The organism is Streptomyces sp. V4I8 (assembly GCF_041261225.1).
Classification (GTDB): Bacteria; Actinomycetota; Actinomycetes; order Streptomycetales; family Streptomycetaceae; genus Streptomyces.
Genome location: NZ_JBGCCN010000001.1, coordinates 3,035,448 through 3,059,759 on the forward strand (window position 1 = coordinate 3,035,448; position 24,312 = coordinate 3,059,759).

The window sequence follows — 24,312 nt, forward strand, 5'->3', positions numbered from 1 at the left end:
TGGCGGAGTGTCCGGGCTCCTGTGAGCTCAGCTCGTGTTACTGGGTGCGGTTCTCACCGCGGTAGTACTCGAAGACCCAGCCCCAGAGGCCGATCAGCAGCATCGGGAACGAGAAGTACAGCAGCCACCAGCCGACCGCGATCGCCAGGAAGGCGAGCGCGCCACCGATCGCGAGGGAGAGCGGCTGCCAGCTGTGCGGGCTGAAGAACCCGACCTCGCCGGCGTCGTCCGCCACGTCCGCTTCCTTGTTGTCCTGGGCGCCCGTGTCGACCCGCCGGGCCGTGAAGCCCAGGTAGAAGCCGATCATGATGGACAGACCGAAGGACAGGAAGAGGGCCGTCGTGCCGGCCGGCTCCTTCGACCACACGCCATAGACGATCGCCATGGCGAGGATGAAGACGCTCAGCCAGATGAACATCTTGCCCTGGATCTTCACTTGCCGGCCTCCTTGCCACCAGCGAGGGCCTTCTCACCGTGAGGGGCGTTCTCGAGCTGGTCGAGGGCGGCGATCTCAGGGTGGTGCAGGTCGAACGCCGGGGATTCGGAACGGATCCGCGGCAGGGTGAGGAAGTTGTGCCGCGGCGGCGGGCAGGACGTGGCCCACTCGAGCGAGCGGCCGTAGCCCCACGGGTCGTCGACCTCGACCTTCTTGCCGTACTTGGCGGTCTTCCACACGTTGTAGAAGAACGGCAGGATCGAGGCGCCGAGCACGAACGAGCTGATCGTCGAGATCGTGTTCAGGGCGGTGAAGCCGTCGGCCGCGAGGTAATCCGCGTAACGACGGGGCATGCCCTCGGCACCCAGCCAGTGCTGGACCAGGAAGGTGCCGTGGAAGCCGATGAACAGCGTCCAGAAGGTGATCTTGCCGAGGCGCTCGTCGAGCATCTTGCCGGTCATCTTCGGCCACCAGAAGTGGAAGCCGGAGAACATCGCGAAGACGACGGTGCCGAAGACGACGTAGTGGAAGTGCGCCACCACGAAGTACGAGTCGGACACGTGGAAGTCCATCGGCGGCGAGGCCAGGATGACACCGGTCAGACCACCGAAGGTGAAGGTGATCAGGAAGCCGGTCGCCCAGAGCATCGGTGTCTCGAAGGACAATGAGCCCTTCCACATCGTTCCGATCCAGTTGAAGAACTTCACGCCTGTCGGTACGGCGATGAGGAACGTCATGAAGGAGAAGAACGGTAGGAGGACGCCTCCGGTGACGTACATGTGGTGCGCCCACACCGTCACGGACAGACCCGCGATCGCGATGGTCGCCGCGATCAGACCCATGTAGCCGAACATCGGCTTACGGGAGAAGACCGGGATGACCTCACTGATGATGCCGAAGAACGGCAGCGCGATGATGTACACCTCTGGATGGCCGAAGAACCAGAAGAGGTGTTGCCACAGCAAGGCTCCGCCGTTGGCCGAGTCGAAGACATGCGCTCCGAACTTCCGGTCCGCCTCCAGGGCGAACAGCGCGGCCGCGAGGACCGGGAAGGCGAGCAGGACCAGGACCGCGGTCAGCAGCACGTTCCACACGAAGATCGGCATGCGGAACATCGTCATGCCGGGGGCGCGCATGCAGATGATCGTGGTGATGAAGTTGACCGCGCCGAGGATGGTGCCGAAGCCGGAGAAGGCCAGACCCATGATCCACAGGTCGGCGCCGATGCCCGGCGAGCGGACCGCGTCCGACAGCGGGGAGTAGGCGAACCAGCCGAAGTCGGCCGCGCCGTTCGGGGTGAGGAAGCCACCGACCGCGATGGTCGAGCCGAACAGGTAGAGCCAGTAGGCGAACATGTTCAGCCGCGGGAACGCCACGTCCGGCGCGCCGATCTGCAGCGGCATGATCCAGTTCGTGAAGCCGGCGAACAGCGGCGTCGCGAACATCAGCAGCATGATCGTGCCGTGCATCGTGAACGCCTGGTTGAACTGCTCGTTCGACATGATCTGCAGACCAGGCCGGGCGAGCTCGGCGCGCATGAAGAGCGCCATCACGCCGCCGATCACGAAGAACGCGAACGACGTGACGAGGTACAGCGTTCCGATCGTCTTGTGGTCGGTGGTGGTGAGCCACTTGACCACGACGTTGCCGGGCTGCTTGCGCCTGACCGGCAGCTCGTTCTCGTACGAGTCCTCAGCTGCCGCGGCACCCTGGGGTTCGTTGAGGATGCTCACAGGTTTGTCGTCTCCCGGTTCTTCTCGTGGCCCGTCTGCGCGATGCCGGCGGGAACGTAACCGGTCTGCCCCTTCTTGGCGAGGTCCTTGAGGTGCTGCTCGTAGCGCTCGGGGGAGACGACCTTCACGTTGAACAGCATCCGGGAGTGGTCGACGCCGCACAGCTCGGCGCACTTGCCCAGGAAGGTGCCCTCCTTGTTGGGGGTCACCTCGAAGGCGTTGGTGTGGCCCGGGATGACGTCCTGCTTCATCAGGAACGGCACCACCCAGAAGGAGTGGATGACGTCACGCGAGGTGAGGACGAAGCGGACCGTCTTGCCCTTGGGCAGCCACAGGGTGGGGCCCGGGTTGCCCGTCTGGGGGTTCCGGCTGCCCGGGGTGCCGGCGTCGTAGACACCGCCCGCGTTCGCCGGGAAGTCCTCCTTGAACCGGTCCGGAATGGCGGAGAGGTTCTTGTCGGTCTTCGCGTCACCGGTGGAACCGTCGACGGGCTGGACGTAGTTGAAGGCCCAGCTCCACTGGTAGCCCACGACGTTGACCGTGAGGTCGGGCTTGTCCTTGAGGTTGAGGAGCTTCGTCTCGTCGCGGGCCGTGAAGTAGAACAGCACCGAGACGATGATGAGCGGAACGACCGTGTACAGCGCCTCGATCGGCATGTTGTACCGAGTCTGCGGAGGAACCTCGACCTTGGTGCGGCTGCGCCGGTGGAAGATGGTGCTCCACAGGATCAGGCCCCAGACCAGCACGCCCGTCGCGAGCGCGGCCGCCCACGAGCCCTGCCACAGGGAGAGGATCCGCGGAGCCTCTTCCGTGGTCGGGGTGGGCATACCAAGGCGGGGGAAGTCTTCCCAGTTGTACGAGCAACCGGTGGCTGTCGCCAGGACCAGGCCCGCGGTCATTGCCTGCAGCAGCTTCCGCCGCATCGGGCGCCGCGGCGAGCGGTCGGAGCCGTTGGGACTCACGTAGCGCCTTCCCGAGAGTCTCGCCCGCGCGGTATGGCTGCGGCCTGCCTTCTCGCTGGTCGGTCGCCGCCCTGCGACGGGCAGGGGTTTGGATGTTTATGCGGACCAAACCCTAGCCGACGCCCTCCGGGGGTTCGCGGGGAGGGGTACCTATGGGGTGGGGTGGTTCGCTGGATTGGCGGCTGCGGGTTGTTGGGGGCTGGTCGCGCCCCGCGGCGGAGCCGCAAATGCCACAGCCCCGCGCCCCTGAGGTTCGCTGCCCTGCGGGACGTTTTAGCGTTGCTGTGTGGCCTACTTCGACGCTGCTTCCAGCTCTCCCCTTCATCCGGTTGCCCGGCAGGCTCTGCAGGCCTCCCTTGATGAGGGGTGGGCTGATCCTGCTCGTCTCTATCGGGAGGGACGGCGGGCGCGGTTGTTGCTGGACGCGGCTCGAGAGGCGGCCGCCGCGGCCGTGGGATGCCGACCGGACGAGTTGGCGTTCACGACGTCCGGCACGCGCGCCGTGCACTCCGGGATCGCGGGGGCGCTGGCCGGGCGGCGTCGGGTGGGACGTCACCTGATCGTGTCGTCAGTTGAACATTCATCCGTGCTCCATTCGGCCGATGCGCACGAGGCCGACGGAGGGTCGGTCACCCAAATCCCGGTGAACCGTGCGGGGGCCGTGAGCGTGCGGGGGTACGCGGAGGCCCTCCGGCCGGAGACCGCGCTCGCCTGCCTCCAGTCGGCCAACCACGAGGTGGGGACCGAGCAGCCGGTGGCGGAGGTGGCCGGTGTGTGCCGGGAGGCCGGGGTGCCGCTGCTGGTGGACGCGGCGCAGTCGCTGGGGTGGGCGCGTGTCGAGGGTGACTGGTCGGTGCTGACCGGGAGTGCGCATAAATGGGGTGGGCCGTCGGGGGTCGGGCTGCTCGTCGTACGGAAAGGGGTGCGGTTCGCCGCTCAAGGGCCCGCGGACGAGCGGGAGTCGGGGCGGGCGCCCGGGTTCGAGAACATCCCGGCGATCGTCGCCGCGGCGGCCTCGCTGCGGGCCGTGCGGGCCGAGGCGGCCCAAGAGGCGGTACGACTGCGGGAGCTGACGGAGCGGATCCGGGCGCGGGTGCCGGGACTGGTGCCGGATGTGGAGGTGGTCGGCGATCCGGTGCGACGGCTCCCCGGCGTCGTCACGTTCTCGTGTCTCTATGTCGACGGGGAGACATTGCTGCACGAGCTGGACCGCGCCGGGTTCTCGGTCTCGTCGGGTTCGTCCTGTACGAGCAGCACCCTGACGCCCAGCCATGTGCTGAAGGCGATGGGGGTGCTGAGCGAGGGGAATGTGAGGGTGTCGTTGCCGTTCGGGGCGGCGGCGGAGGATGTCGAGCGGTTCCTGGAGGTGCTGCCGGGGACGGTCGCGGGGGTGCGGGAGAAACTGGGCGCCCCGGCCGCCGAGACGGTCGTACGGGACGACGTCCTGGTCGTGGACTCCCTCGGCAAGCTGTGCCCGATCCCCGTCATCGAGCTGGCCAAGGTCATCGGCGAGGTGCCGGTCGGCGGACTGGTCCGCGTCCTCGCCGACGACGAGGCCGCCCGGCTGGACATCCCGGCGTGGTGCGAGATGCGGGGGCAGGAGTACGTGGGCGAGGAGCCGGCTGAGGAGGGGACGGCGTACGTGGTCCGCCGGGTGACCTGAGCCCCCTTCTCTTAGGGGCCGCGGGGCTCTGTCGATCTGCGGCTACCGCCGCGTGTGCGCGACCAGCCCCACGCACCGCACCCCACGACTCAGCTGAGGTGCGCCCGAACCTCCTCGCCCGCGTCATGCCCGTACGCCTTGGTGAACCGGTCCATGAAGTGCGCCCGCCGCAGCTGGTACTCCTGGGTGCCGACGGTCTCGATGACGAGCGTCGCCAGCATGCAGCCGACCTGAGCGGCCCGTTCCAGGGAGACGCCCCAGGCCAGTCCCGACAGGAAACCCGCACGGAAGGCGTCGCCGACACCCGTGGGGTCGGCCTTGCGCTCCTCCTCGGGGCAGCCGACCTCGATCGGGTCCTCCCCCTCGCGCTCGATGCGGACGCCGCGCGAGCCGAGGGTGGTGACGCGGTGGCCGACCTTGGACAGGATCTCCTCGTCGGTCCAGCCGGTCTTGGACTCGATGAGGCCCTTCTCGTACTCGTTCGAGAAGAGGTACGTCGCCCCGTCCAGCAGTATCCGGATCTCGTCGCCGTTCATACGGGCGATCTGCTGGGAGAAGTCCGCGGCGAAGGGGATCGCGCGGGAGCGGCACTCCTCCGTGTGGCGGAGCATGCCCTCGGGGTCGTCGGCGCCGATGAGGACCAGGTCAAGGCCGCCGACGCGGTCCGCGACGGTCTTCAGCTCGATGAGGCGGGCCTCGCTCATCGCACCGGTGTAGAAGGAGCCGATCTGGTTGTGGTCGGCGTCGGTGGTGCAGACGAAGCGGGCGGTGTGCAGGGTCTCGGAGATGCGGACCGAGCCGGTGTCGACGCCGTGCCGGTCCAGCCAGGCCCGGTACTCGTCGAAGTCGGAGCCCGCGGCGCCGACCAGGATCGGCTTCGTGCCCAGCTGGCCCATGCCGAAGGCGATGTTCGCGCCTACGCCGCCCCGGCGTACGTCCAGGTTGTCGACCAGGAACGAGAGCGAGACCGTGTGCAGCTGGTCCGCGACGAACTGGTCGGCGAAGCGGCCGGGGAAGGTCATGAGGTGGTCGGTGGCGATGGAGCCGGTGACTGCGATGCGCACGGCGTGGAGTCTCCTGCGGGGGAGGTTGAGTTGACAGTCCACGCTACCCGTTCGTGACCGGGACTCTGAAGCAGTCGAAACTACCCGATAGTAGATCTTTCTTCGCGGGGTCCGGCGTGCCTACGGTGCCACTATGACGAAATTCGAGGTCCGCGCCTCCGCTCCGGCCGACCTGGAGGTCGACCTGGCGGCACTGCTCGGTGACTGCGCGCGGATGGCTCCTCACTGGGCCGTTCCCGATCGTGTTCTTTCCCGTCCGGTCTCCCCGTCACGCATCCATGGGGTGACCGTGCCGCCGACGTCGGCGCGACTGCTGGACGCGATGTCGGACTACGGCGACTGACCGGGCTACGGCGTCGGATCGAACTCCGGCGGCCGCATCGGCGCCTTTGAGGGAACCGTGCGCTCCCCCGCTGCGTCCCATCGGCGTCCCCCGTAAAGGGGATGCGGGATACGACCCGGCGGACCCTCCCTTTTGACAGGGTCGGGTCAGGGTCATGGGACATGTGCGCAGCCGAAGGAGCGATGCGGTGAACACCGAGCGACCCGAGAACGACGACACGGGCGCCGACGGCTCCGCCGAGGAGCAGGGCGCCGGGCAGGAGAAGGACGCCGCTGGTACCGAGGCGTCCGGCGTCGGGGTTTCCGGTACTGACGCTGACGGTGGTGCGGCTTCCGGCGCCGAGGCCGACGGCACCGAGGCTGCCGACGCCGAGGATTCCGGTGCCGAGGTCTCCGGTCCCGAGGCTGCCGACGCCGAGGATTCCGGTGCCGAGGTCTCCGGTCCCGAGGCTGCCGACGCCGAGGATTCCGGTGCCGAGGTCTCCGGTCCCGAGGCTGCCGACGCCGAGGATTCCGGTGCCGAGGTCTCCGGTCCCGAGGATTCCGGTGCCGAGGCGTCCGACGCCGAGGTCTCCGGCGCTGTGGCTGCCGATGCCGAGGATTCCGGTGCCGAGGCTGCCGACGCCGAGGGCTCCGGTGCCGAGGCTGCCGGCGTCGCGGAGACCGGCGCCTCCGCCGGTGAGCCGGGCGGTGGTGACGAGCGTCCGGATCCCGTTGTCGCTCCGGACGCGGCCGGGGTCGACGGTCCGCCCCGGCGCCGCTCCCCCGCGGTCATCGCCTCCGTCGCCGCCGCCGTACTGCTCGTCGGGGGCGGTGGGGCCTACCTGGCCGCGAACGCGTCCGGGGGGTCGGACGGCGGTACGACGTCCGGGGCGGCCGGCGACGAGACTCCCCCGCCGCTCCACCTCGACGGCTACTCCGAGGGCGGCACCGAGGGCGGGACGAACGGCATCGCGCCCGGGGAGCCCAACCCGTACGGCGTCACCTACAAGGCCGACGGGGAGCTGTCGGACGGGCCCGGGTCGGCGCCCGTGTACCGGGCGGGGGGCGAGGTCGGCGCGGACGAGGTGGCCCGGCTGGCCGAGGCGCTCGGGGTGGACGGGACTCCGGTGGCGCAGGGGCAGACCTGGCGGGTCGGGGCGAAGGACGGGGCGGGGCCGAGTCTGCAGGTGAACAAGCAGGCGCCGGGGACGTGGACGTTCTCCCGGTACTCCCCCGGCACGGACAACTGCCAGAGCACCACCGTCTGCCGGCAGGACCCCGCCGGATCGACCGACGCTCCGGTCAGTGAGGCCGCCGCGAAGAAGGCGGCCGCGCCGGTGCTGAAGGCGGTGGGTCAGGACGACGCGAAGCTCGACGCCGGCCAGCTCATGGGCGCCCAGCGGGTGGTGAACGCGAACCCGGTGGTCGGCGGGCTGCCCACATACGGCTGGACGACCGGGGTGACCGTGAGCGCCGAGGGCGAAGTGGTCGGCGGCAGCGGCCAGTTGAAGGCGCCGGTGAAGGGGGACACGTACCCCGTGCTGGACGCGGAGAAAACGCTCGGGCTGATGAACGCGGTGCCGGGGACCGGCCACCGCATGGGCATCGGTGGCTGCGCCAGCCCCGTACCGCTGAAGGACCGTCTTGAGGCGCCGTGCGGTGCGGAGGCGTCGACGGGTGCGCCGGACAGGGAGACCCTGACGGTCGAGAAGGCGGTGTTCGGGCTGGCCGCGCACCAGGTGGACGCGCGGCAGGCGCTGGTGCCGTCCTGGCTGTTCGAGGTGCGGACGCCGGGCGCGCAGGACAGCTTCACGGTGACGTACCCGGCGATCGACCCGAAGTTCCTGGCGTCGTCCATGCCGTCCGAGGAGCCGTCCGGGCCGGCGAGCCCGCGGCCGAGCGGGCCGAAGGACGAGCCGACGTCGTCGCCGGTCACCCGGAATGTCGGGGTGGACGGCTACACGGCCGACGGCAAGGAGCTCACGGTGGCCTTCACGGGCGGCGTGTGCGCCGACTACAAGGTGACGGCGAGCGAGAGCGGTGACGAGGTGACCGTCCGGGTGACCGAGACCTCGCAGCCGGACGAGGTCTGCATCCTGATCGCCAAGGTGTTCCACAAGACGGTGCAGCTGGACGAGCCGCTCGGGGACCGGCAGGTCGTGGGCACGGACGGCCAGGCGGTCCCGCTGGAGAAGCCTGGGCAGAAGCTGCCGGACGCACCGCAGACGTCCGGGGCCCGGTAAGGCCCGGCGCGAAGACTGTTCGAAGACGGTTCACGGGCTCCAAGGGCCCGTGGACACGGGAAAGGCGGCGGCCCCGTCGGAGGGGGTCGCCGCCTTTTCTGCGTGGTGGCCGGACTCGGCCGGGCGCTCAGTTGAAGGAGTCGCCGCAGGCGCAGGAGCCCGTCGCGTTCGGGTTGTCGATCGTGAAGCCCTGCTTCTCGATCGTGTCCACGAAGTCGATGGACGCGCCACCCAGGTACGGGGCGCTCATACGGTCGGTGACGACCTTGACCCCGCCGAAGTCCTTGACGACGTCGCCGTCGAGCGAGCGCTCGTCGAAGAAGAGCTGGTAGCGCAGGCCGGAGCAGCCACCGGGCTGAACGGCGACACGCAGCGCGAGGTCGTCGCGGCCTTCCTGGTCGAGCAGGGCCTTGACCTTGGCCGCGGCGGCGTCACTCAGGATGATGCCGTCGGTGGCGGTGCTGGTCTCGTCCGATACGGACATCTACATCTCTCCCGGGTTGTACGGAGACTGCTTGCCGACGAGTGCAACCGGCGGGGCCGCGGATTCATTCCAGGGCCGGGCGCTTGTCTTTCGGTCTTTCTTCATGCTCGCACACGGCGCGCGAAGCGGAAAACGCCTCTTTGGGGAATACGCGGACCCGTCACCGGGATTCACGTCACATCGACACGATGGCCATCGTCAAAGTGACGTGAACCGGTTATGATAGATAGCGTCAAATCGACGAGAAGGTCGATAAAGGTGTCCCGCTTGACCCGCCGGGCCCGGATTCTCCGGTGCCGGCGAGCCGCAGAACAGAAAGGGTGCGTGTCGTGACCACCGCCCAGACCCAGGAGCTCGACGTACAGCCGACGCCCCTCGCCCTGCTGCTCCTCGGCCGTGAGGCCGACCCGAGGAGCGAGCGCGGCGTCGAGTGTCCCGGCGACCTTCCCTCGCCGTCCGACCCGGACCTGGTCGAGCGCGCCCGCGCGGCCAAGGAGAAGCTCGGGAACAAGGTCTTCGTGCTCGGCCACCACTACCAGCGCGACGAGGTCATCCAGTTCGCCGATGTGACCGGTGACTCGTTCAAGCTGGCCCGGGACGCGGCCGCCCGCCCGGAAGCCGAGTACATCGTGTTCTGCGGCGTGCACTTCATGGCGGAGTCGGCGGACATCCTGACCTCCGACGACCAGAAGGTCGTCCTGCCCGACCTCGCCGCCGGCTGCTCGATGGCCGACATGGCGACGGCCGAGCAGGTCGCCGAGTGCTGGGACGTGCTGACCGAGGCCGGCATAGCCGAGCAGGTCGTGCCGGTGTCGTACATGAACTCGTCCGCGGACATCAAGGCGTTCACGGGCAAGCACGGCGGCACGATCTGCACCTCGTCCAATGCGAAACGGGCCCTGGACTGGGCCTTCGAGCAGGGCGAGAAGGTGCTCTTCCTGCCCGACCAGCACCTCGGCCGCAACACCGCCGTCCGGGACATGGGCATGTCCCTGGAGGACTGCGTCGTCTACAACCCGCACAAGCCGAACGGCGGGCTGACGGCCGACGAGCTGCGCGCCGCGAAGATGATCCTGTGGCGCGGCCACTGCTCGGTGCACGGCCGCTTCAGCCTGGACTCGGTGAACGACGTGCGCGAGCGGATCCCGGGCGTGAACGTCCTGGTCCACCCCGAGTGCAAGCACGAGGTCGTGGCGGCGGCGGACTACGTCGGTTCGACCGAGTACATCATCAAGGCCCTGGAGGCCGCCCCGGCCGGCTCCAAGTGGGCCATCGGGACCGAGCTGAATCTCGTACGCCGTCTGGCGAACCGTTTCGCGCCGGAGGGCAAGGAGATCGTCTTCCTCGACAAGACGGTCTGCTTCTGCTCGACCATGAACCGCATCGACCTCCCCCACCTGGTCTGGACCCTGGAGTCGCTGGCCGAGGGCAACCTGGTCAACCGCATCGAGGTCGACAAGGAGACGGAGGCGTTCGCGAAGCTGGCGCTGGAGCGGATGCTGGCGCTGCCGTAACCGAACGCCGAGCTCATGGGCCGAACCGCGAGCATATGAGGGCGGGGCCCGGCCATCCGGTCGGGCCCCGCCCTGTTCGTTCCTCGTCAGGCGCGGCAGCGCAGCATCTCCAGTGGGGGGTGGGCGCGGAAGTCGGCCCAGAAGTCCGCACCGAACCTGCTCAGGCCGGCCTCGGACACCTCCAGGGGGACCCAGGTCAGGTCGCTGAATCCGGCCGCCCGCAGAGACGCTTCGTAGAGTTCGCGGCTCGGCACGGCGCCGATGATCGAGATCGGCGGGTCGAGCAGCGCCGTGACCCGGAAGCGCGCCCCGGTCTCGATCTTTTCGCCGGTCGGCTCGCAGAGAAAGCCGTACTTGGCCAGGGCCTGCTCGCCGCCGCGGTAGTCGGGTGACTGGGCGAGCACGAAGAACTCGCCGCCGGGCACCAGGCCGCCGTGCACGTTGCGGCACATCGACTCCAGCTCGGCGATGCTCTGCGCGTAGTTGAGCAGCTGCACACCGAGGGCGATGTCGAAGCGCCGTTCGAGGGGCCGCAGTTCGGCCACATCGCCCACCTCGTAGCGCACGCCCAGCGGATCGCCCTCCTCCAACCGCTGTGCGGCGGCGATCATTTCGCCGGAGATGTCGACTCCGAGCACATCCGTGGCACCGCGCCGCTTGAACTCCCTGCTGTAGAATCCGGTGCCGCAGGCCAGGTCCAGAACCGACTTGCCGCGCACGTCCCCGACCATGCCCAGAAAGCTGGGCACCTCTCCGTACCGCGTCAGCGGCAGGGACTTGAAGCCCTCGAACGCCTCACCGATCTCGTCGTACTGCTGCACGCTCATCGTGGTGTTCTCCCCTGTGCTTCATCGTCACGTCCTTGGCCGCGACCATCCCGCCACCGGGACCCGCCGCGGCCTTCGACGGGCAGTCTTCCGGCACGCCGGGAAAGGGTCGTACTGGCAGAAGACACAAAGATCCGGAGGCCGTTCCGTCGGAGTGTTCGCCCGGCCGGTGTGCGGTGGCCCAAAAAATTTCGGCCGGCGATGTCGAGAACCCGTGATCGGCTCCGTCCCTGCTATGAACGCGACCAGAATGGGTCGCACAGCATCGAGGAGAAGCATCATGGCGAAGTACCTGCTGCTCAAGCACTACCGTGGCGCTCCGGCCGCGGTGAACGACGTGCCGATGGACCAGTGGACGCCGGAGGAGATCTCGGCGCATGTGCAGTACATGAACGACTTCGCGAAGCGGCTCGAGAAGACCGGGGAGTTCGTGGACGGTCAGGCGCTCGCGCCCGAGGGGTCGTGGGTCCGGTACGACGGTGAGGGGCGGCCGCCGGTCACGGACGGGCCGTTCGCCGAGACCAAGGACCTCATCGCCGGGTGGATGGTGATCGACGTCGACAGCCACGAGCGGGCCGTCGAACTGGCCGGAGAGCTGTCCGCCGCCCCGGGTGCCGGCGGGAAGCCGATCCACGAGTGGCTGGAGGTGCGTCCGTTCCTCGCCGCGTCACCCACCGTCACGGACTGCCACGCCGGTGGATGAGGCGCTGCTCAGAAGCCTCACCCCGAGCGTCCTCGCCGTCCTCGTCCGCCGCGGAGCAGACTTCGCGGCGGCCGAGGACGCCGTCCAGGACGCGCTCGTCGAGGCGGTCCGTGTCTGGCCCGCCGACCCGCCGAGGGACGCGAAGGGCTGGCTGGTCACCGTGGCCTGGCGGAAGTTCCTCGACCAGACCCGCGCGGACACCTCACGCCGCCGGCGTGAGGACCGTATCGACGAGGAACCGGCGCCCGGCCCCACCCCCGCCGTGGACGACACGCTCCAGCTGTACTTCCTGTGCGCCCACCCCTCGCTCACCCCGTCCTCCGCCGTCGCCCTCACCCTGCGCGCCGTCGGCGGACTCACCACCCGCCAGATCGCCCAGGCCTACCTGGTGCCCGAGGCGACCATGGCCCAGCGCATCAGCCGGGCCAAGCGCACCGTCTCCGGCGTGCGGTTCGACCAGCCCGGCGATGTCGCCACCGTGCTGCGCGTCCTCTACCTGGTCTTCAACGAGGGCTACTCCGGCGATGTCGACCTCGCCGCCGAGGCCATCCGCCTCACCCGGCAGCTCGCGGCCGCCATCGACCACCCCGAGGTCGCGGGTCTGCTCGCCCTGATGCTGCTCCACCACGCCCGCCGCGCATCGAGGACCGCCCCGGACGGCAGCCTCGTCCCGCTCGCCGACCAGGACCGCACCCGCTGGGACACCGCGGCGATCGCCGAGGGCGTCCAGATCCTTCAGACTGCCCTCGCCCGCGACCGGCTGGGCGAGTTCCAGGCCCAGGCCGCCATCGCCGCCCTGCACGCCGACGCGCCCACCGCCGAGGAGACCGACTGGGTGCAGATCGTCGAGTGGTACGACGAACTCGTCCGGCTGACCGACAGCCCCGTCGTGCGCCTCAACCGCGCGGTCGCCGTGGGAGAGGCCGACGGCCCCCGCGCGGGCCTCGCCGCCCTGGCCGCGATCGAGGACTCGGTGCCCCGGCACACCGCGGTCGCGGCCCACCTCCACGAACGCGACGGCGACCTGACAGCCGCGGCACGCCTGTACGCCGAGGCCGCCCACAAGGCACCCAACCTCGCCGAGCGCGACTACCTGACCCGCCAGGCCGCCCGGCTCAACGCCCGCACGCGTCACTGACGTACCGGTCCGGGAACGGCTCAGCCCGCCCCAGGACTTTCTCCTGGGACGGGCTGACTCCGCTCAGACGGTCCGCACAGTCGGACCGGACATCAGACCCCGGCAGGCTCCGGCTCGTCCGAAGCCGACTCCGAACCCGACGTCGGCCCGTCCGGGGCGCCCGCCTTCTTCGCCCGCTTCGCCGCCCGCTTCTTCGCCCGGCGCTCCTTGCGGAGCTCCACCATCGCGTACAGCGTCGGGACGAGGAGCAGAGTCAGCATGGTCGAGGTGATCAGACCGCCGATGACGACCACGGCCAGCGGCTGGGCGATGAAGCCGCCCTCGCCGGTGACGCCCAGGGCCATGGGCAGCAGTGCGAAGATCGTCGCCAGCGCGGTCATCAGGATGGGCCGCAGACGGTGCCGGCCACCCTCGATCACCGCCTCCACGACGCCGTATCCCTGCCGCCGGTACTGGTTGATCAGGTCGATCAGCACGATCGCGTTCGTCACCACGATGCCGATCAGCATCAGCATGCCGATCATCGCGGGGACGCCCATCGGGGTGCCGGTCGCCACCAGGAGGCCGATCGCGCCGGTCGCCGCGAACGGGATGGACACGAGCAGGATCAGCGGCTGGACCAGCGAGCGGAAGGTCGCCACCAGCAGCATGAAGACGATCGCGATCGCCGCCAGCATCGCCAGGCCCAGGTTGGCGAACGCGTCGTCCTGGTCCTGCGAGACACCGCCGATCTCGGCCGTCGCGCCCGCCGGGAGCGTCAGCCCGTTGATCTCGGACTGGAGCTTCGTGCTCACCGCGCCGGTGTTGTCGCCGGTCGGCTTCGCGGTGATGGTGGCGGCGCGCCGGCCGTCGATGCGGGTCATCGAGACCGGCCCGTCGACCAGCTTCACGTCCGCGATGTCGCCGAGCTCGACCGGGCCCAGGGGCAGGTCCTGAAGCTGCTTCAGCGTCTTCGCCGGCTTGGCCGACCTGATGACGATGTCCCGCTCGGTGTCGTCGAGGGTCGCCTGGGCCGCCGTGTTGCCGCGGACCGCCTGGGCGACGGCCATCCCGAGGGTCTGGTCGTTGAAGCCCGCCGCGGCCGCCTTGTCGTTGGCCTTCACCGAGATGCGCGGCACGCTCTGCGCCAGGTCGCTGGTCACGTCCGTGACGTCGTCCAGGCCGGCCACCGCCTCGCGGACCTGCTCGGCCGCCTTGCGCAGGACGTTCCCGTCGGCCGCCTTCACGACGACGCTCAGGTCCTGGGCGCCGAAGCCGTCGCCGGCCGCGATGGTGGTCGTACCGATGCCGTCGAGCTTCTTCAGGCCCGCCTCGATACGGTCCTGCACGTCCTCGTACGACGCCGAGTCCTCCAGCATCACCTGGTACGACGCCTGGTTGGTGTCGGTGCCACCGCCGAAGGCCGCCATGAAGCCGGACGAGCCGATCGTGACCTGGTAGTCCCGCACGCCCTTGGTGCCGGCGAGCAGCTTCTCGACCTTCGTCGCCTGCTCGTCGGTCGCCGCCAGGCTGGTGCCCGGCTTCAACTCCTGCTTGACGGTGAGGACTTCCTGCTCGCCCTGGTCGAAGAAGTTCGTCTTCAGCAGCGGCGCCATGCCGAACGTGCCGAACAGGACGACGACGGCGAGCAGCACACTGGTGAGACGGCGACGGGTCGCGAAGCGCAGGACGGGGACGTAGAAGCGCTGGAGCCTGCTCTTCGCCTCCTTCTCCTCGGCCTTGCGGCGGGCCTCGTCGGCATCCTCCGGGGTGCCCTTCGGGGCGCGCAGGAACCAGTACGACAGGACCGGGACGACCGTCAGCGAGACCAGCAGCGATGCCAGCAGGGCCGCCGTCACCGTCAGGCTGAACGAGCCGAACAGCTCGCCCACCATGCCGCCGACCAGGCCGATCGGCAGGAAGACGGCCACCGTGGTGAGGGTGGAGGAGGTGACCGCTCCGGCGACCTCGCGGACCGCCTTGAGGATGGCCTCCTCGCGCTCCTCGCCGTAGCCGAGGTGCCGCTTGATGTTCTCCAGGACCACGATCGAGTCGTCGACGACACGGCCGATGGCGATGGTGAGCGCGCCGAGCGTCAGCATGTTCAGGGAGAGGTCCCTGGTCCACAGCACGATCAGGGCCAGGACCACCGACAGCGGGATGGACACCGCGGTCACCAGCGTCGAGCGGATCGACGCCAGGAAGACCAGGATGATGAGGACCGCGAAGAGCAGGCCGAGGGCGCCTTCCGTGGTCAGGCCGTCGATGGACTTCTTGACCGCCGGGCCCTGGTCGCTGACGACCGTGACCGTGGCGCCCGTACCGAGGTCCTTGCGCATCTCCGGCAGCTTGTCCTGCACCGCGTCCGAGATGGCGACGGCGCTGCCGTCGCGGTCCATGGTGACCGCGATCGCGAGGGACGGCTTGCCGTCCGTGCGCGTGATGGAGTCGGCCGCGGCCTGCTCCTGCTTCACGGTGGCGACGTCACCGAGGCGGACCGGCTTCTTCGCGGCAGCGGAAGCGGACCCGGACGCGCCCTCGCCGCTGACCATCAGGTCCTTGATCTGCTCCAGCGAGGTGAAGCCACCGCCCACCTGGACCGTGCGGTTGCTGCCGTCCTCGTCGAAGGAGCCGGCCGGGACGGTGGCGCCGCCGGCCTGGAGGGCCTGGGAGAGGGCCACCGAGGTCAGGCCCGCCTTCGCCAGCTTCGCCTCGTTCGGGGTCACGGTGACCTGGAGGTCGCGTACACCGTCGACGGTGACCTGGCCGACGCCGTCGATGTCCTTCAGGTCCGGCACGACCGTCCGGTCGAGCTCGTCGGCCAGGGCCTGCTGGTCCTGGTCGGAGGTGACGGAGAGGACGACGGTCGGGATGTCGTCCGTGGAACCGGCGATGACCTGCGGGTCCACATCGTCCGGGAGCTGGACGCGGGCACGGTTGACGGCCTGCTGGACGTCGGCGACCAGTTGCTGGGTGTCGGGGCCGTAGTCGAAGGACGCCATGATCACGGCGTTCCCCTCGCTCGCCGTGGAGGTGACACCGGTGACGCCGTCGACGGCTTCGAGGCTGTCCTCGATCGGCTCGACGACCTGCTTCTCGACCACGTCCGGTGACGCGCCCTGGTACGGCGCCAGCACGGACACCATGGGCAGTTCGATGGAGGGCAGCAGTTGCTGCTTGAGCTGGGGTATCGCGATGGCGCCGAAGGCGATCGCGATGATCGACATCAGGCCGATCAGGGCACGTTGGGCGAGGCTGAATCTCGACAGCCAGGACATGGGTCAGGGTCTCTCTTCTGTGAGCGGCAGAAGTGGGCAGCGGACGTGGCGGGCACGGCTGTGGCACACACGCGGCAGTCCGCACATGCGGCAACTCCGCACACGCGGCAACTCCACACACGCATGCCGCACATGTGAGCGCCCGCCCTAACACCCTGAGCCATCGGGAAGCCCGATTTCCTAGACCCCAGGTCCATTTCCTTATGCGGCGCATACTCCGGGCGCAGTACGCCCGCTGCGGGTCACTCCACCCTTGGACGTACCAGCCCGGACTCGTACGCAATCACCACGAGCTGGGCCCGGTCGCGGGCACCCAGCTTGGACATGGCCCGGTTGACGTGCGTCTTCACGGTCAGCGGGCTGACTTCCAGCCGCTCGGCGATCTCGTCGTTGGAGTGCCCGCCGGCGACCTGGACCAGGACCTCGCGCTCCCGGCCGGTGAGCGCGTCGAGCCGCTCGGCGCGGGCGGGGTCGCGGTCGTCGTCCGCGTCGCCCTGGGCGAGGAAGCGGGCGATCAGGCCCTTGGTGGCGGCCGGGGAGAGCAGGGCCTCGCCGCCGGCCGCGACACGGATGGCGCTGAGCAGTTCGTCGGGTTCTGAGCCCTTGCCGAGGAAGCCCGAGGCACCGGCCCGCAGCGACTGCACGACGTAGTCGTCGACCTCGAACGTGGTCAGGATGACGACGCGGACGTGGGCCAGGGCCGGGTCGGCACTGATCATGCGGGTGGCGGCGAGGCCGTCGGTGCCGGGCATCCGGATGTCCATCAGCACGACGTCCGCCCGCTCGTCCTTGGCCAGCCGCACCGCCTCGGCCCCGTCGGAGGCCTCACCGACGACCTCCATGTCGGGCTCGGAGTCGACCAGCACGCGGAAGGCGCTGCGGAGGAGGGCCTGGTCGTCGGCGAGCAGGACGCGGATCGTCATGCGGGGTCCTCGTCTGTCAGGGGGCGTAACGCGTCTTCGGTGGTCATACGGCGCCTTCGGTGGTCATACGGCGTCCTCGGTGGTCATACGGCGTCTTCCGCGGCGCGGGTGCGGCTCTTGAGCGGCAGGATCGCATGGACGCGGAAGCCGCCTCCGTAGCGGGGGCCGGTGGTGAGGGTGCCGCGCAGGGCGGTGACGCGCTCGCGCATGCCGAGCAGTCCGTGGCCGCCGCCCTCGACGGTCTCGTCGTCGCCGGCGCCGTCGTCGAGGACGGTGATCTCGACGTTCGGGCCCACGCGAACGACGCTTACCTCGGCTTTCGCTTCCGGGCCCGCGTGCTTCTGCACGTTGGTGAGCGCCTCCTGGATGACCCGGTAGGCGGCCAGGTCGACTGCGGCGGGGAGCGTGGTGCCCTGGTCCGCGCGGGCCACCTCCACCTGGAGGCCCGCGCTGCGGAAGGTGCCGGCGAGTTCGTCGAGGCGGTCGAGGCCGGGGGCGGGCTCGGTGGGCGCCTCGGGGTCGCCGGACTGCCGGAGCAGGCCCACGGTCGCGCGGAGTTCGTTGAGCGCGGACCGGCTGGCCTCGCGTACGTGCGCCAGGGCCTCCTTGGCCTGGTCGGGCCGCTTGTCCATGACGTGGGAGGCGACGCCGGCCTGGACGTTGACGAGGGCGATGTGGTGGGCGACCACGTCGTGCAGGTCCCGGGCGATCCGGAGCCGCTCCTCGGCGACGCGGCGGCGGGCCTCCTCCTCGCGGGTGCGCTCCGCGCGTTCGGCGCGCTCGCGGATGGCGGCGACGAAGGCGCGGCGGCTGCGGACGGCGTCGCCGGCGGTGGCACCGATACCGGTCCAGGCGAAGATGGCGAGGTTCTCCTGCGCGTACCAGGGCAGGGGGCCGGCGAGCATCGCGGATCCGGTCAGGACGGTCATGGTGAGCAGGCCGACGCGCCAGGTGGTGGGGCGGTCGGTGGTCGAGGCGACGGTGTAGAGCGCGATGACCGCGGACATGGCGACGGGGGCGCGGGGGTCGCCGGTGACGGACTCGACGACGGAGGCGGTGCCCGTGAGGGCGAGGACCGTCATGGGGGCGCGGCGGCGGAAGACCAGGGCCGCGGCGCCGAGGGTGATGAGCAGGAGGCTGAGCGCGTCCGGGGTGCGCAGCGCCCAGGTGACCTCGTTCTTCCCGTGCGGGTCCACGAACGAGCCGGCGACCATGCAGGCGAGGACGCCGACCGCGAGCGCCGCGTCCAGCGCCATGGGGTGCGCCTTGAGGTGCCGTCGGACTCGTTCGAGGGTGCTCACGCTGGAGTACGGTACGGCGTCCCCGCAAGGCTTGGAACGGGGGCCGAGTGGAGGTTCCTCGTGTGGTGCCTGCGTCGCGGTCCGCGTCGCCTGGTGGCTGCCGCCCTCAGACCCCCGCTTCGCCCCCTGAACGGGCCTCGTCCTCGAACGCCGGACGGGCTGGGTGGGCTCACCCTGGGATCAGGCCGTCGTCGCTCAGCAGCTCCCGGACGTCCTCCAGCGTCGCGTCCGGGGCCGGGAGGATCAGTTCCGACGGTTCCAGGGAGTCGTCGGGCAGGGGGTCGCCCAGTTCTCGGACCTTGGAGAGGAGGGCACCGAGGGTGCGGCGGAAGCCGGGGCCGTCGCCGTTCTCCATTTCCCTCAGGAGCTCGTCGTCGAGCTTGTTCAGCTCGGGCAGGTGACTGTCGGACAGCTTCACCTGCCCCTCACCCATGATCCGGACGATCATGTCGCCCATCTCGCCTCCTCGGCGTGGGCCCCGGCCGTCGGCTACTGCTTGTCGAAGCGCGGGGTGTCCTGCGGCTGCTGGGACTGGGACTGGCCGTTGCCGCCCTCGATGGCCTGCTGCGAGGACGAGCCCCCTGCCAGCTCCGCCTTCATGCGCTGCAGTTCCAGCTCTACATCCGTACCACCGGAGAGCCGGTCCAGCTCGGCCTGGATGTCGTCCTTGTGCATGCCGGACTGGTCGTCCAGGGCGCCCGAGGCGAGGAGTTCGTCGATGGCGCCGGCGCGAGCCTGGAGCTGTGCCGTCTTGTCCTCGGCGCGCTGGATCGCCAGGCCGACGTCGCCCATCTCCTCGGAGATGCCGGAGAACGCCTCGCCGATCCGGGTCTGCGCCTGGGCGGCCGTGTACGTGGCCTTGATCGTCTCCTTCTTGGTGCGGAAGGCGTCGACCTTCGCCTGCAGGCGCTGGGCCGCGAGGGTGAGCTTCTCCTCCTCGCCCTGAAGGGTCGCGTGCTGCGTCTCCAGGTCCGTCACCTGCTGCTGGAGGGCGGCGCGGCGGGACAGCGCCTCGCGGGCCAGGTCCTCACGGCCGAGCGCGAGCGCCTTGCGGCCCTGGTCCTCCAGCTTCGACGACTGCTGCTGGAGTTGGTTGAGCTGGAGTTCCAGGCGCTTGCGCGACGTGGCCACGTCGGCGACGCCGCGGCGGACCTTCTGGAGCAGCTCCAGCTGCTTCTGGTACGAGTAATCGAGGGTCTCGCGCGGGTCCTCGGCCCGGTCAAGGGCCTTGTTCGCCTTCGCGCGGAAGATCATCCCCATACGCTTCATGACACCGCTCATGGGCTTCGCGCGCCCCCTTCTGACGTCCAGCTCCAGCTCTGCGACAGAACCCACAGTACGGGCCCTGCATCCATTGACGCACTGTTCGGGGACGGATGCGCTCATCCCCAAGGACGACTGCTGACGCTCCCGCTCCGGCGTAAGGAGTAGGTGACTCCCGGGTGGCTCACGGTGGGCTCATGGGTGAGCTCATGAGTGTCCACCCGGTGCCGCTCGGGTGCCGTCCCCGTGGCCGCCGGACGAACCGTCTGCAACGTCCCCTCTGTCCCCCTACGACGACTGGTGTTGCCGGATCGTTCCCCACGGGGCTGGGGTCCAACCCCTGGCACCCCGTACCCTTGGGTTTTGTGTTCCGTAGCCGTGCCAAGGAAGAGAAGGCCCAGGCCGCCGACAAGGCGCTGGTGACCGACTCCACTCAGACCCGCCACCCCGAGGCCCCGAAGGGCCGCCCCACGCCCAAGCGCAGTGAGGCCCAGACCCAGCGCCGCAGCGTGGCCAACACGCCGACGTCGCGCAAGGAGGCCGCCAAGCGGCAGCGCGACGAGCGCCGGGCCGCGCTGGAGAAGCAGCGCCAGGCGCTGGCCGGGGGTGACGAGCGGTATCTGCCGGCTCGTGACAAGGGTCCGGTCCGCAAGTTCGCGCGTGACTTCATCGACTCGCGCTTCAACGTCGCGGAGTTCTTCCTCCCGATGGCCGTGGTCATCCTCGTGCTGAGCATGGTCCAGGTGGGCGCGTTGCAGAACATCGCGCTGCTGCTGTGGCTGGTCGTGATCGTGCTGATCGTGCTCGACTCGGTGGTCACGAGCGTTCGCCTGAAGAAGCGGCTCGCCGAGCGCTTCCCGGACGACAACCGGCGCGGCGCTGTCGCCTACGCGCTGATGCGCTCGCTCCAGATGCGCCGGCTCCGGCTGCCCAAGCCGCAGGTCAAGCGCGGAGAGCGGCCCTGAGCGCAGCTGCTTTTTCCGGGGGTGCGGCCGACGCGTGGCTCAGCAAGCTGGGCGCCCTGCGTGATGTCGTACGACAGGAGCTGGTGGCCCGGCAGCTCGACGAGCAGATAGCCGGGCGGTTCCCCGTCGGGCAGCGGCTGCGCGTGCTCGACGTGGGGATGGGCCAGGGCACGCAGGCGCTGCGCCTGGCTCGGGCCGGGCACCAGGTGACCGGCGTGGAGCAGGACCCGAAGATGATCTCCGTCGCTCGTGAGGCCGTCGCCGCCGAGCCGGAGGGGATCCGTGAGCGGATGCGGATCGTCCAGGGCGACGGCCGGGACACCGGCGTGCACTTCCTGCCCGGCAGTTTCGATGTGGTGCTCTGCCATGGCGTGCTGATGTACGTCGAGGAGCCCGACCCGCTGCTGGCCGGACTGGCCCGGATGCTCGCTCCGGGGGGCCTGCTGTCCCTGCTTGTGCGGAACGGCGATGCCCTGGCCATGCGGCCGGGACTGTCCGGAGACTGGGCCGGGGCACTGGCGGCCTTCGACACCACCGCGTACCGCAATCGGCTGGGGCTCGACGTACGGGCCGACCGGATGGGCGCGCTGACGGCGACGCTCGCGGGTATCGGGGCGCCGCTGCACGCGTGGTACGGGGTGCGGGTCTTCACGGACACGGCCCCCGAGGGGGCGGAGATCCCGGGCGACGTGGAGGCTCTGCTGGCGGTCGAGGAGCGGGCCGGCCGGACGGATCCGTATCGCGGGGTGGCCGCGCTTCTGCATCTGTGCGGGGTGCGGGGCTGAGCTCGTTCGGGTGAGCAGCGCGGGCCGGGTCGGGACCGCGTGGGGAGACTCGGGGCATGGACGCCCCTGCCCTCCGCGCACGTGACCTCCGCGCGCACCCCCTCCGGCGGCTCGTTCCTTTCGCCGCCCTGTGCTGCGCCCTCGCACTGCTCGGCGGCTGCTCCGGTTCGGGCTCGTCCCGCGAGAAGGACGGGCCGACGACCGCGCAGGCGGCCGTCCCCATGGCCGTCGACGATCTGCAGGACGGCTATCTGAAGGTGATCAAGGACGTCCTGCCGTCGGTGGTGCAGATCCAGGCCAGGAACGACCTGGGATCGGGCGTGGTCTACGACGGTCAGGGGCACATCGTCACCAACGCGCATGTCGTCGGGGACGAGCGGACGTTCCGGGTGACGACCGCCAACAGCGAGGACGAACTCACCGCGCGGCTCGTCTCCTCGTACCCGGACCAGGACCTCGCCGTCGTGAAGCTGGAGCGGGTGCCGGACGGGCTGAAGGCGGCGACGTTCGGGGACTCCTCGAAGGTGGAGGTCGGGCAGATCGTGCTGGCGATGGGCTCACCGCTCGGGCTGTCGTCCAGCGTGACGCAGGGCATCGTCTCGGCGACCGGACGGACCGTCACCGAGGGCGGCGGCAACGGCGGTACGGGCGCGACGATCGTCAACATGGTGCAGACGTCGGCCGCCATCAACCCCGGCAACAGCGGTGGGGCCCTGGTGAATCTCGACGGCAAGGTCATCGGCATCCCGACCCTCGCCGCCACCGATCCCGGCCTCGGGGACAGCGCGGCACCCGGCATCGGTTTCGCGATCCCGGTGTCGACGGTGAAGTCGATCGCGGACCAGATCGTCGAGGACGGCAGGGTCACCGACTCGGGCCGGGCGGCGCTCGGCATCACCGGCCGTACGGTCGTGAACGACGACTACCGGGCCGCGGGCGTGGCCGTCGTCGAGGTCCAGGCGGGTGGGGCGGCCGACAAGGCCGGTCTGGAGCCCGGGGACATCATCACCCGGCTGGGTGACGAGGACATCACCACCATCACGTCCCTGGCCGAGGCGCTGGCCGCCGACAAGCCGGGTGAGCGGACGACGGTGACGTTCACCCGAGGCGGCGGTGAGAAGAAGGTGGATGTGACGCTGGGTGAGCAGTGACGTGGGGCGAGGGCGCGGGGCCCTCGCCCCCGTCGGCTCATCCCTCGGCGTGCAGGCTCATCGGCCCGTAGATCTCGCCGGCGTCCTCGAACAGCCGCACCTGGTCCGCGCCGCCCTCCTGAAGTGCCTTCCAGTGCTCCCCGATCCATGACTCGGCGTCCCCTTGGGTGGTGAACTCCTCGGGCTGCACCGCGGGCTGGACCTCCGCCCCGTCGGCCTTCTCGAACCGCCACGTCCATGCCGCCATGTACGCCTCCAAGGTGTCAGCACGTGCAGAGCAAAGGCCGGATCAAGGTCCGGCTCCTGCCCTGAGCCTAGTCGGATGCGCGAGACCTGCGCGGACACGCGAAAATCAGTCCGTGGAACTCACTCTCCTCGGTACCGGTGCCCCCGCGGGACTCCCCCGCCCCGACTGCCCGTGCGCGGCGTGTGCGAGTGCGCTCGGTGGTGATGCGCGGGCGGCGACCGCGCTGCTCGTGGACGGGGCGCTGCTGCTCGACCTGACGCCTGGGGCGGCGTTCGCGGCGGCTCGGGCGGGGCGTTCCCTGGGGAACGTACGGCAGGTACTGCTGTCGCATCCGCACAACGGGCCCGCCGTCGAGGTGCCGGCCGGGGTGCCGCAGCCCGGGCGGGTGCCGGACGGGCGGGAGTTGGCGCTGCTGACGGGGCATCGGGTGCGGGCGGTGGCGATGGACTCGCCGGGCACGGGGTACGCCGTCACCGGGCCGGACGGGCAACGGCTGCTGTATCTGCCGCCGGGGGGCGCGCCGGCCGGGCTGGAGAAGGGGACCGTCGGGATGTACGACATGGTGGTCGCCGATGTCGTGGGGCGGCCGGACGCGCTGGCCAAGCTGCGGGCGGTGGGGGCGGTGGGGCCGACCACGGATGTCGTCGCCGTACATCTGGATCACGACGCTCCGCCGGGCGCCGAGTTGCGGCGGCGGCTGGCCGCGGCGGGGGCGCGGGCGGTGCCGGACGGGACGACGCTGGTGGTGGGGGCGTACGAGGACGTGCCGGACGTGCCGCGCCGGACCCTGGTGCTGGGCGGGGCCCGGTCCGGGAAGTCGGTGGAGGCGGAGCGGCGGCTGGAGGCCTTTCCGGATGTGCTGTACGTGGCGACCGGGGGCACGCGGGGCGGCGACAACGAGTGGGCGGCGCGGGTGGCCCTGCACCGGGAGCGGCGGCCGGGGTCGTGGCGTACGGCCGAGACGTGCGACCTGCTGCCGCTGCTGGCCGAGGGTGGGGCGCCGTTGCTGATCGACTGTCTGTCGTTGTGGCTGACGGATGCGATGGACTCCGTCGGGGCATGGGACGACGCGGTGTGGGCGGATGGTGGGGAGCGTGCTCTGCGGGAGCGGGTGCGCGAGCTTACGGAGGCGGTGCGGGCGACTCGGCGGACTGTGGTTGCCGTGTCGAACGAGGTGGGGTCGGGGATTGTGCCGGCTACTGCTTCGGGGCGGCGGTATCGGGACGAGTTGGGGCGGCTGAATGCCGCGTTCGCCTCGGAGTGTGAGCAGGTGGTGCTGGTGGTGGCGGGGCAGGCACTCGTACTTCGTGGCTGAGTGCGCCTGTATGA

General features: G+C 70.1%; 22 protein-coding genes. 10 read left to right on the forward strand and 12 right to left on the reverse strand.

From position 1 onward, the window contains the following. Positions 1–37: 37 nt before the first annotated feature. Genes ABIE67_RS13790 through coxB form a run of 3 tightly spaced genes read right to left on the reverse strand, consistent with a single transcriptional unit; the run spans position 38 to position 3,131 of the window. Entirely contained in the window at positions 38–436 is a 399-nt protein-coding gene (locus ABIE67_RS13790; RefSeq protein ID WP_048585163.1) for a cytochrome c oxidase subunit 4, read from the reverse strand. After that, a complete protein-coding gene (ctaD, locus tag ABIE67_RS13795) occupies positions 433–2,169 on the reverse strand; it encodes a cytochrome c oxidase subunit I (RefSeq protein ID WP_370256781.1) in 1,737 nt (578 codons plus the stop codon). Before ctaD ends, ABIE67_RS13790 begins: the two co-directional genes overlap by 4 nt. Continuing rightward, a complete protein-coding gene (coxB, locus tag ABIE67_RS13800; RefSeq protein ID WP_370256782.1) occupies positions 2,166–3,131 on the reverse strand; it encodes a cytochrome c oxidase subunit II in 966 nt (321 codons plus the stop codon). Before coxB ends, ctaD begins: the two co-directional genes overlap by 4 nt. A gap of 286 nt (positions 3,132–3,417) precedes the next feature. On the opposite strand from coxB, the gene ABIE67_RS13805 reads away from it, so the two are divergent. Further along, a complete protein-coding gene (locus ABIE67_RS13805) occupies positions 3,418–4,794 on the forward strand; it encodes a cysteine desulfurase/sulfurtransferase TusA family protein (RefSeq protein WP_370256783.1) in 1,377 nt (458 codons plus the stop codon). A gap of 89 nt (positions 4,795–4,883) precedes the next feature. Here the strand turns inward: ABIE67_RS13805 and ABIE67_RS13810 are convergent, their stop codons facing one another. Then, positions 4,884–5,858, reverse strand: a complete 975-nt coding sequence (locus ABIE67_RS13810; RefSeq protein ID WP_370256784.1) for a carbohydrate kinase family protein — start codon at positions 5,856–5,858, stop codon at positions 4,884–4,886. Positions 5,859–5,991: 133 nt separating this feature from the next. Between ABIE67_RS13810 and ABIE67_RS13815 the strand changes: the two genes are divergently transcribed. Together ABIE67_RS13815 and ABIE67_RS13820 are read left to right on the forward strand one after the other, a co-directional pair. After that, positions 5,992–6,201 carry a hypothetical protein gene (locus tag ABIE67_RS13815; protein WP_370256785.1) on the forward strand — a complete coding sequence of 70 codons (210 nt, stop codon included), beginning with the start codon at positions 5,992–5,994 and terminating at the stop codon, positions 6,199–6,201. A 187-nt stretch (positions 6,202–6,388) separates the two neighbouring features. Beyond that, positions 6,389–8,425: a hypothetical protein gene (locus tag ABIE67_RS13820; protein ID WP_370256786.1), complete on the forward strand. Its 2,037-nt coding sequence runs from the start codon at positions 6,389–6,391 to the stop codon at positions 8,423–8,425. A gap of 127 nt (positions 8,426–8,552) precedes the next feature. Here the strand turns inward: ABIE67_RS13820 and ABIE67_RS13825 are convergent, their stop codons facing one another. Next, on the reverse strand, positions 8,553–8,909 hold the full coding sequence (locus tag ABIE67_RS13825) for an iron-sulfur cluster assembly accessory protein (protein WP_031487357.1): 357 nt from the start codon (positions 8,907–8,909) through the stop codon (positions 8,553–8,555). Positions 8,910–9,238: 329 nt separating this feature from the next. On the opposite strand from ABIE67_RS13825, the gene nadA reads away from it, so the two are divergent. After that, positions 9,239–10,423 (forward strand): quinolinate synthase NadA, encoded by a 1,185-nt coding sequence (gene nadA, locus ABIE67_RS13830; protein WP_217209465.1) that lies wholly within the window; start codon positions 9,239–9,241, stop codon positions 10,421–10,423. An 86-nt stretch (positions 10,424–10,509) separates the two neighbouring features. On the opposite strand, the gene ABIE67_RS13835 is transcribed toward nadA, so the two are convergent. Beyond that, the gene (locus ABIE67_RS13835; protein WP_370256787.1) at positions 10,510–11,250 is read right to left on the reverse strand and encodes a class I SAM-dependent methyltransferase; all 741 of its coding nucleotides are present in this window, start codon (positions 11,248–11,250) and stop codon (positions 10,510–10,512) included. A gap of 280 nt (positions 11,251–11,530) precedes the next feature. Here ABIE67_RS13835 and ABIE67_RS13840 point away from each other — a divergent pair, with 280 nt between their 5' ends. Both ABIE67_RS13840 and ABIE67_RS13845 read left to right on the forward strand, forming a co-directional pair. Further along, on the forward strand, positions 11,531–11,953 hold the full coding sequence (locus ABIE67_RS13840; protein WP_370256788.1) for a YciI family protein: 423 nt from the start codon (positions 11,531–11,533) through the stop codon (positions 11,951–11,953). Next, on the forward strand, positions 11,946–13,091 hold the full coding sequence (locus tag ABIE67_RS13845) for an RNA polymerase sigma factor (RefSeq protein WP_370256789.1): 1,146 nt from the start codon (positions 11,946–11,948) through the stop codon (positions 13,089–13,091). The genes ABIE67_RS13840 and ABIE67_RS13845 overlap by 8 nt, the downstream gene beginning before the upstream one ends. 92 nt (positions 13,092–13,183) lie before the next feature. Here the strand turns inward: ABIE67_RS13845 and ABIE67_RS13850 are convergent, their stop codons facing one another. From ABIE67_RS13850 to ABIE67_RS13870, 5 genes are all read right to left on the reverse strand, one after another. Further along, positions 13,184–16,348 (reverse strand): efflux RND transporter permease subunit, encoded by a 3,165-nt coding sequence (locus tag ABIE67_RS13850; protein ID WP_370256790.1) that lies wholly within the window; start codon positions 16,346–16,348, stop codon positions 13,184–13,186. A gap of 242 nt (positions 16,349–16,590) precedes the next feature. Then, positions 16,591–17,271 carry a response regulator gene (locus ABIE67_RS13855; RefSeq protein WP_370256791.1) on the reverse strand — a complete coding sequence of 227 codons (681 nt, stop codon included), beginning with the start codon at positions 17,269–17,271 and terminating at the stop codon, positions 16,591–16,593. An 83-nt stretch (positions 17,272–17,354) separates the two neighbouring features. Further along, positions 17,355–18,572 (reverse strand): sensor histidine kinase, encoded by a 1,218-nt coding sequence (locus ABIE67_RS13860; RefSeq protein ID WP_370256792.1) that lies wholly within the window; start codon positions 18,570–18,572, stop codon positions 17,355–17,357. Positions 18,573–18,741: 169 nt separating this feature from the next. Next, on the reverse strand, positions 18,742–19,020 hold the full coding sequence (locus ABIE67_RS13865; protein ID WP_370268566.1) for a hypothetical protein: 279 nt from the start codon (positions 19,018–19,020) through the stop codon (positions 18,742–18,744). A gap of 41 nt (positions 19,021–19,061) precedes the next feature. After that, the gene (locus tag ABIE67_RS13870; protein WP_370256793.1) at positions 19,062–19,853 is read right to left on the reverse strand and encodes a PspA/IM30 family protein; all 792 of its coding nucleotides are present in this window, start codon (positions 19,851–19,853) and stop codon (positions 19,062–19,064) included. Positions 19,854–20,200: 347 nt separating this feature from the next. On the opposite strand from ABIE67_RS13870, the gene ABIE67_RS13875 reads away from it, so the two are divergent. The 3 genes from ABIE67_RS13875 (at position 20,201) to ABIE67_RS13885 (ending at position 22,736) form a co-directional block, all read left to right on the forward strand. Then, positions 20,201–20,800 (forward strand): DUF3043 domain-containing protein, encoded by a 600-nt coding sequence (locus tag ABIE67_RS13875; protein ID WP_370256794.1) that lies wholly within the window; start codon positions 20,201–20,203, stop codon positions 20,798–20,800. Between the two features lie 83 nt (positions 20,801–20,883). Further along, on the forward strand, positions 20,884–21,585 hold the full coding sequence (locus ABIE67_RS13880; RefSeq protein WP_370256795.1) for a class I SAM-dependent methyltransferase: 702 nt from the start codon (positions 20,884–20,886) through the stop codon (positions 21,583–21,585). A 56-nt stretch (positions 21,586–21,641) separates the two neighbouring features. Further along, positions 21,642–22,736 (forward strand): S1C family serine protease, encoded by a 1,095-nt coding sequence (locus ABIE67_RS13885; protein WP_370256796.1) that lies wholly within the window; start codon positions 21,642–21,644, stop codon positions 22,734–22,736. Positions 22,737–22,773: 37 nt separating this feature from the next. On the opposite strand, the gene ABIE67_RS13890 is transcribed toward ABIE67_RS13885, so the two are convergent. Further along, complete coding sequence (locus ABIE67_RS13890; protein WP_370256797.1) at positions 22,774–22,983, reverse strand: hypothetical protein; 210 nt, start codon at positions 22,981–22,983, stop codon at positions 22,774–22,776. Between the two features lie 112 nt (positions 22,984–23,095). Between ABIE67_RS13890 and ABIE67_RS13895 the strand changes: the two genes are divergently transcribed. Beyond that, positions 23,096–24,298, forward strand: a complete 1,203-nt coding sequence (locus tag ABIE67_RS13895; protein ID WP_370256798.1) for a bifunctional adenosylcobinamide kinase/adenosylcobinamide-phosphate guanylyltransferase — start codon at positions 23,096–23,098, stop codon at positions 24,296–24,298. The last annotated feature ends 14 nt before the right edge of the window (positions 24,299–24,312 follow it).

Excerpts from the sequence above, each read along its gene's own strand:
- ABIE67_RS13815 (WP_370256785.1), top strand. The coding sequence starts at position 5,992 with ATGACGAAATTCGAGGTCCGCGCCTCCGCTCCGGCCGACCTGGAGGTC.
- ABIE67_RS13825 (WP_031487357.1), bottom strand. The coding sequence starts at position 8,909 with ATGTCCGTATCGGACGAGACCAGCACCGCCACCGACGGCATCATCCTG.
- ABIE67_RS13835 (WP_370256787.1), bottom strand. The coding sequence starts at position 11,250 with ATGAGCGTGCAGCAGTACGACGAGATCGGTGAGGCGTTCGAGGGCTTC.
- ABIE67_RS13840 (WP_370256788.1), top strand. The coding sequence starts at position 11,531 with ATGGCGAAGTACCTGCTGCTCAAGCACTACCGTGGCGCTCCGGCCGCG.
- ABIE67_RS13850 (WP_370256790.1), bottom strand. The coding sequence starts at position 16,348 with ATGTCCTGGCTGTCGAGATTCAGCCTCGCCCAACGTGCCCTGATCGGC.
- ABIE67_RS13855 (WP_370256791.1), bottom strand. The coding sequence starts at position 17,271 with ATGACGATCCGCGTCCTGCTCGCCGACGACCAGGCCCTCCTCCGCAGC.
- ABIE67_RS13865 (WP_370268566.1), bottom strand. The coding sequence starts at position 19,020 with ATGATCGTCCGGATCATGGGTGAGGGGCAGGTGAAGCTGTCCGACAGT.
- ABIE67_RS13870 (WP_370256793.1), bottom strand. The coding sequence starts at position 19,853 with ATGAGCGGTGTCATGAAGCGTATGGGGATGATCTTCCGCGCGAAGGCG.
- ABIE67_RS13885 (WP_370256796.1), top strand. The coding sequence starts at position 21,642 with ATGGACGCCCCTGCCCTCCGCGCACGTGACCTCCGCGCGCACCCCCTC.
- ABIE67_RS13890 (WP_370256797.1), bottom strand. The coding sequence starts at position 22,983 with ATGGCGGCATGGACGTGGCGGTTCGAGAAGGCCGACGGGGCGGAGGTC.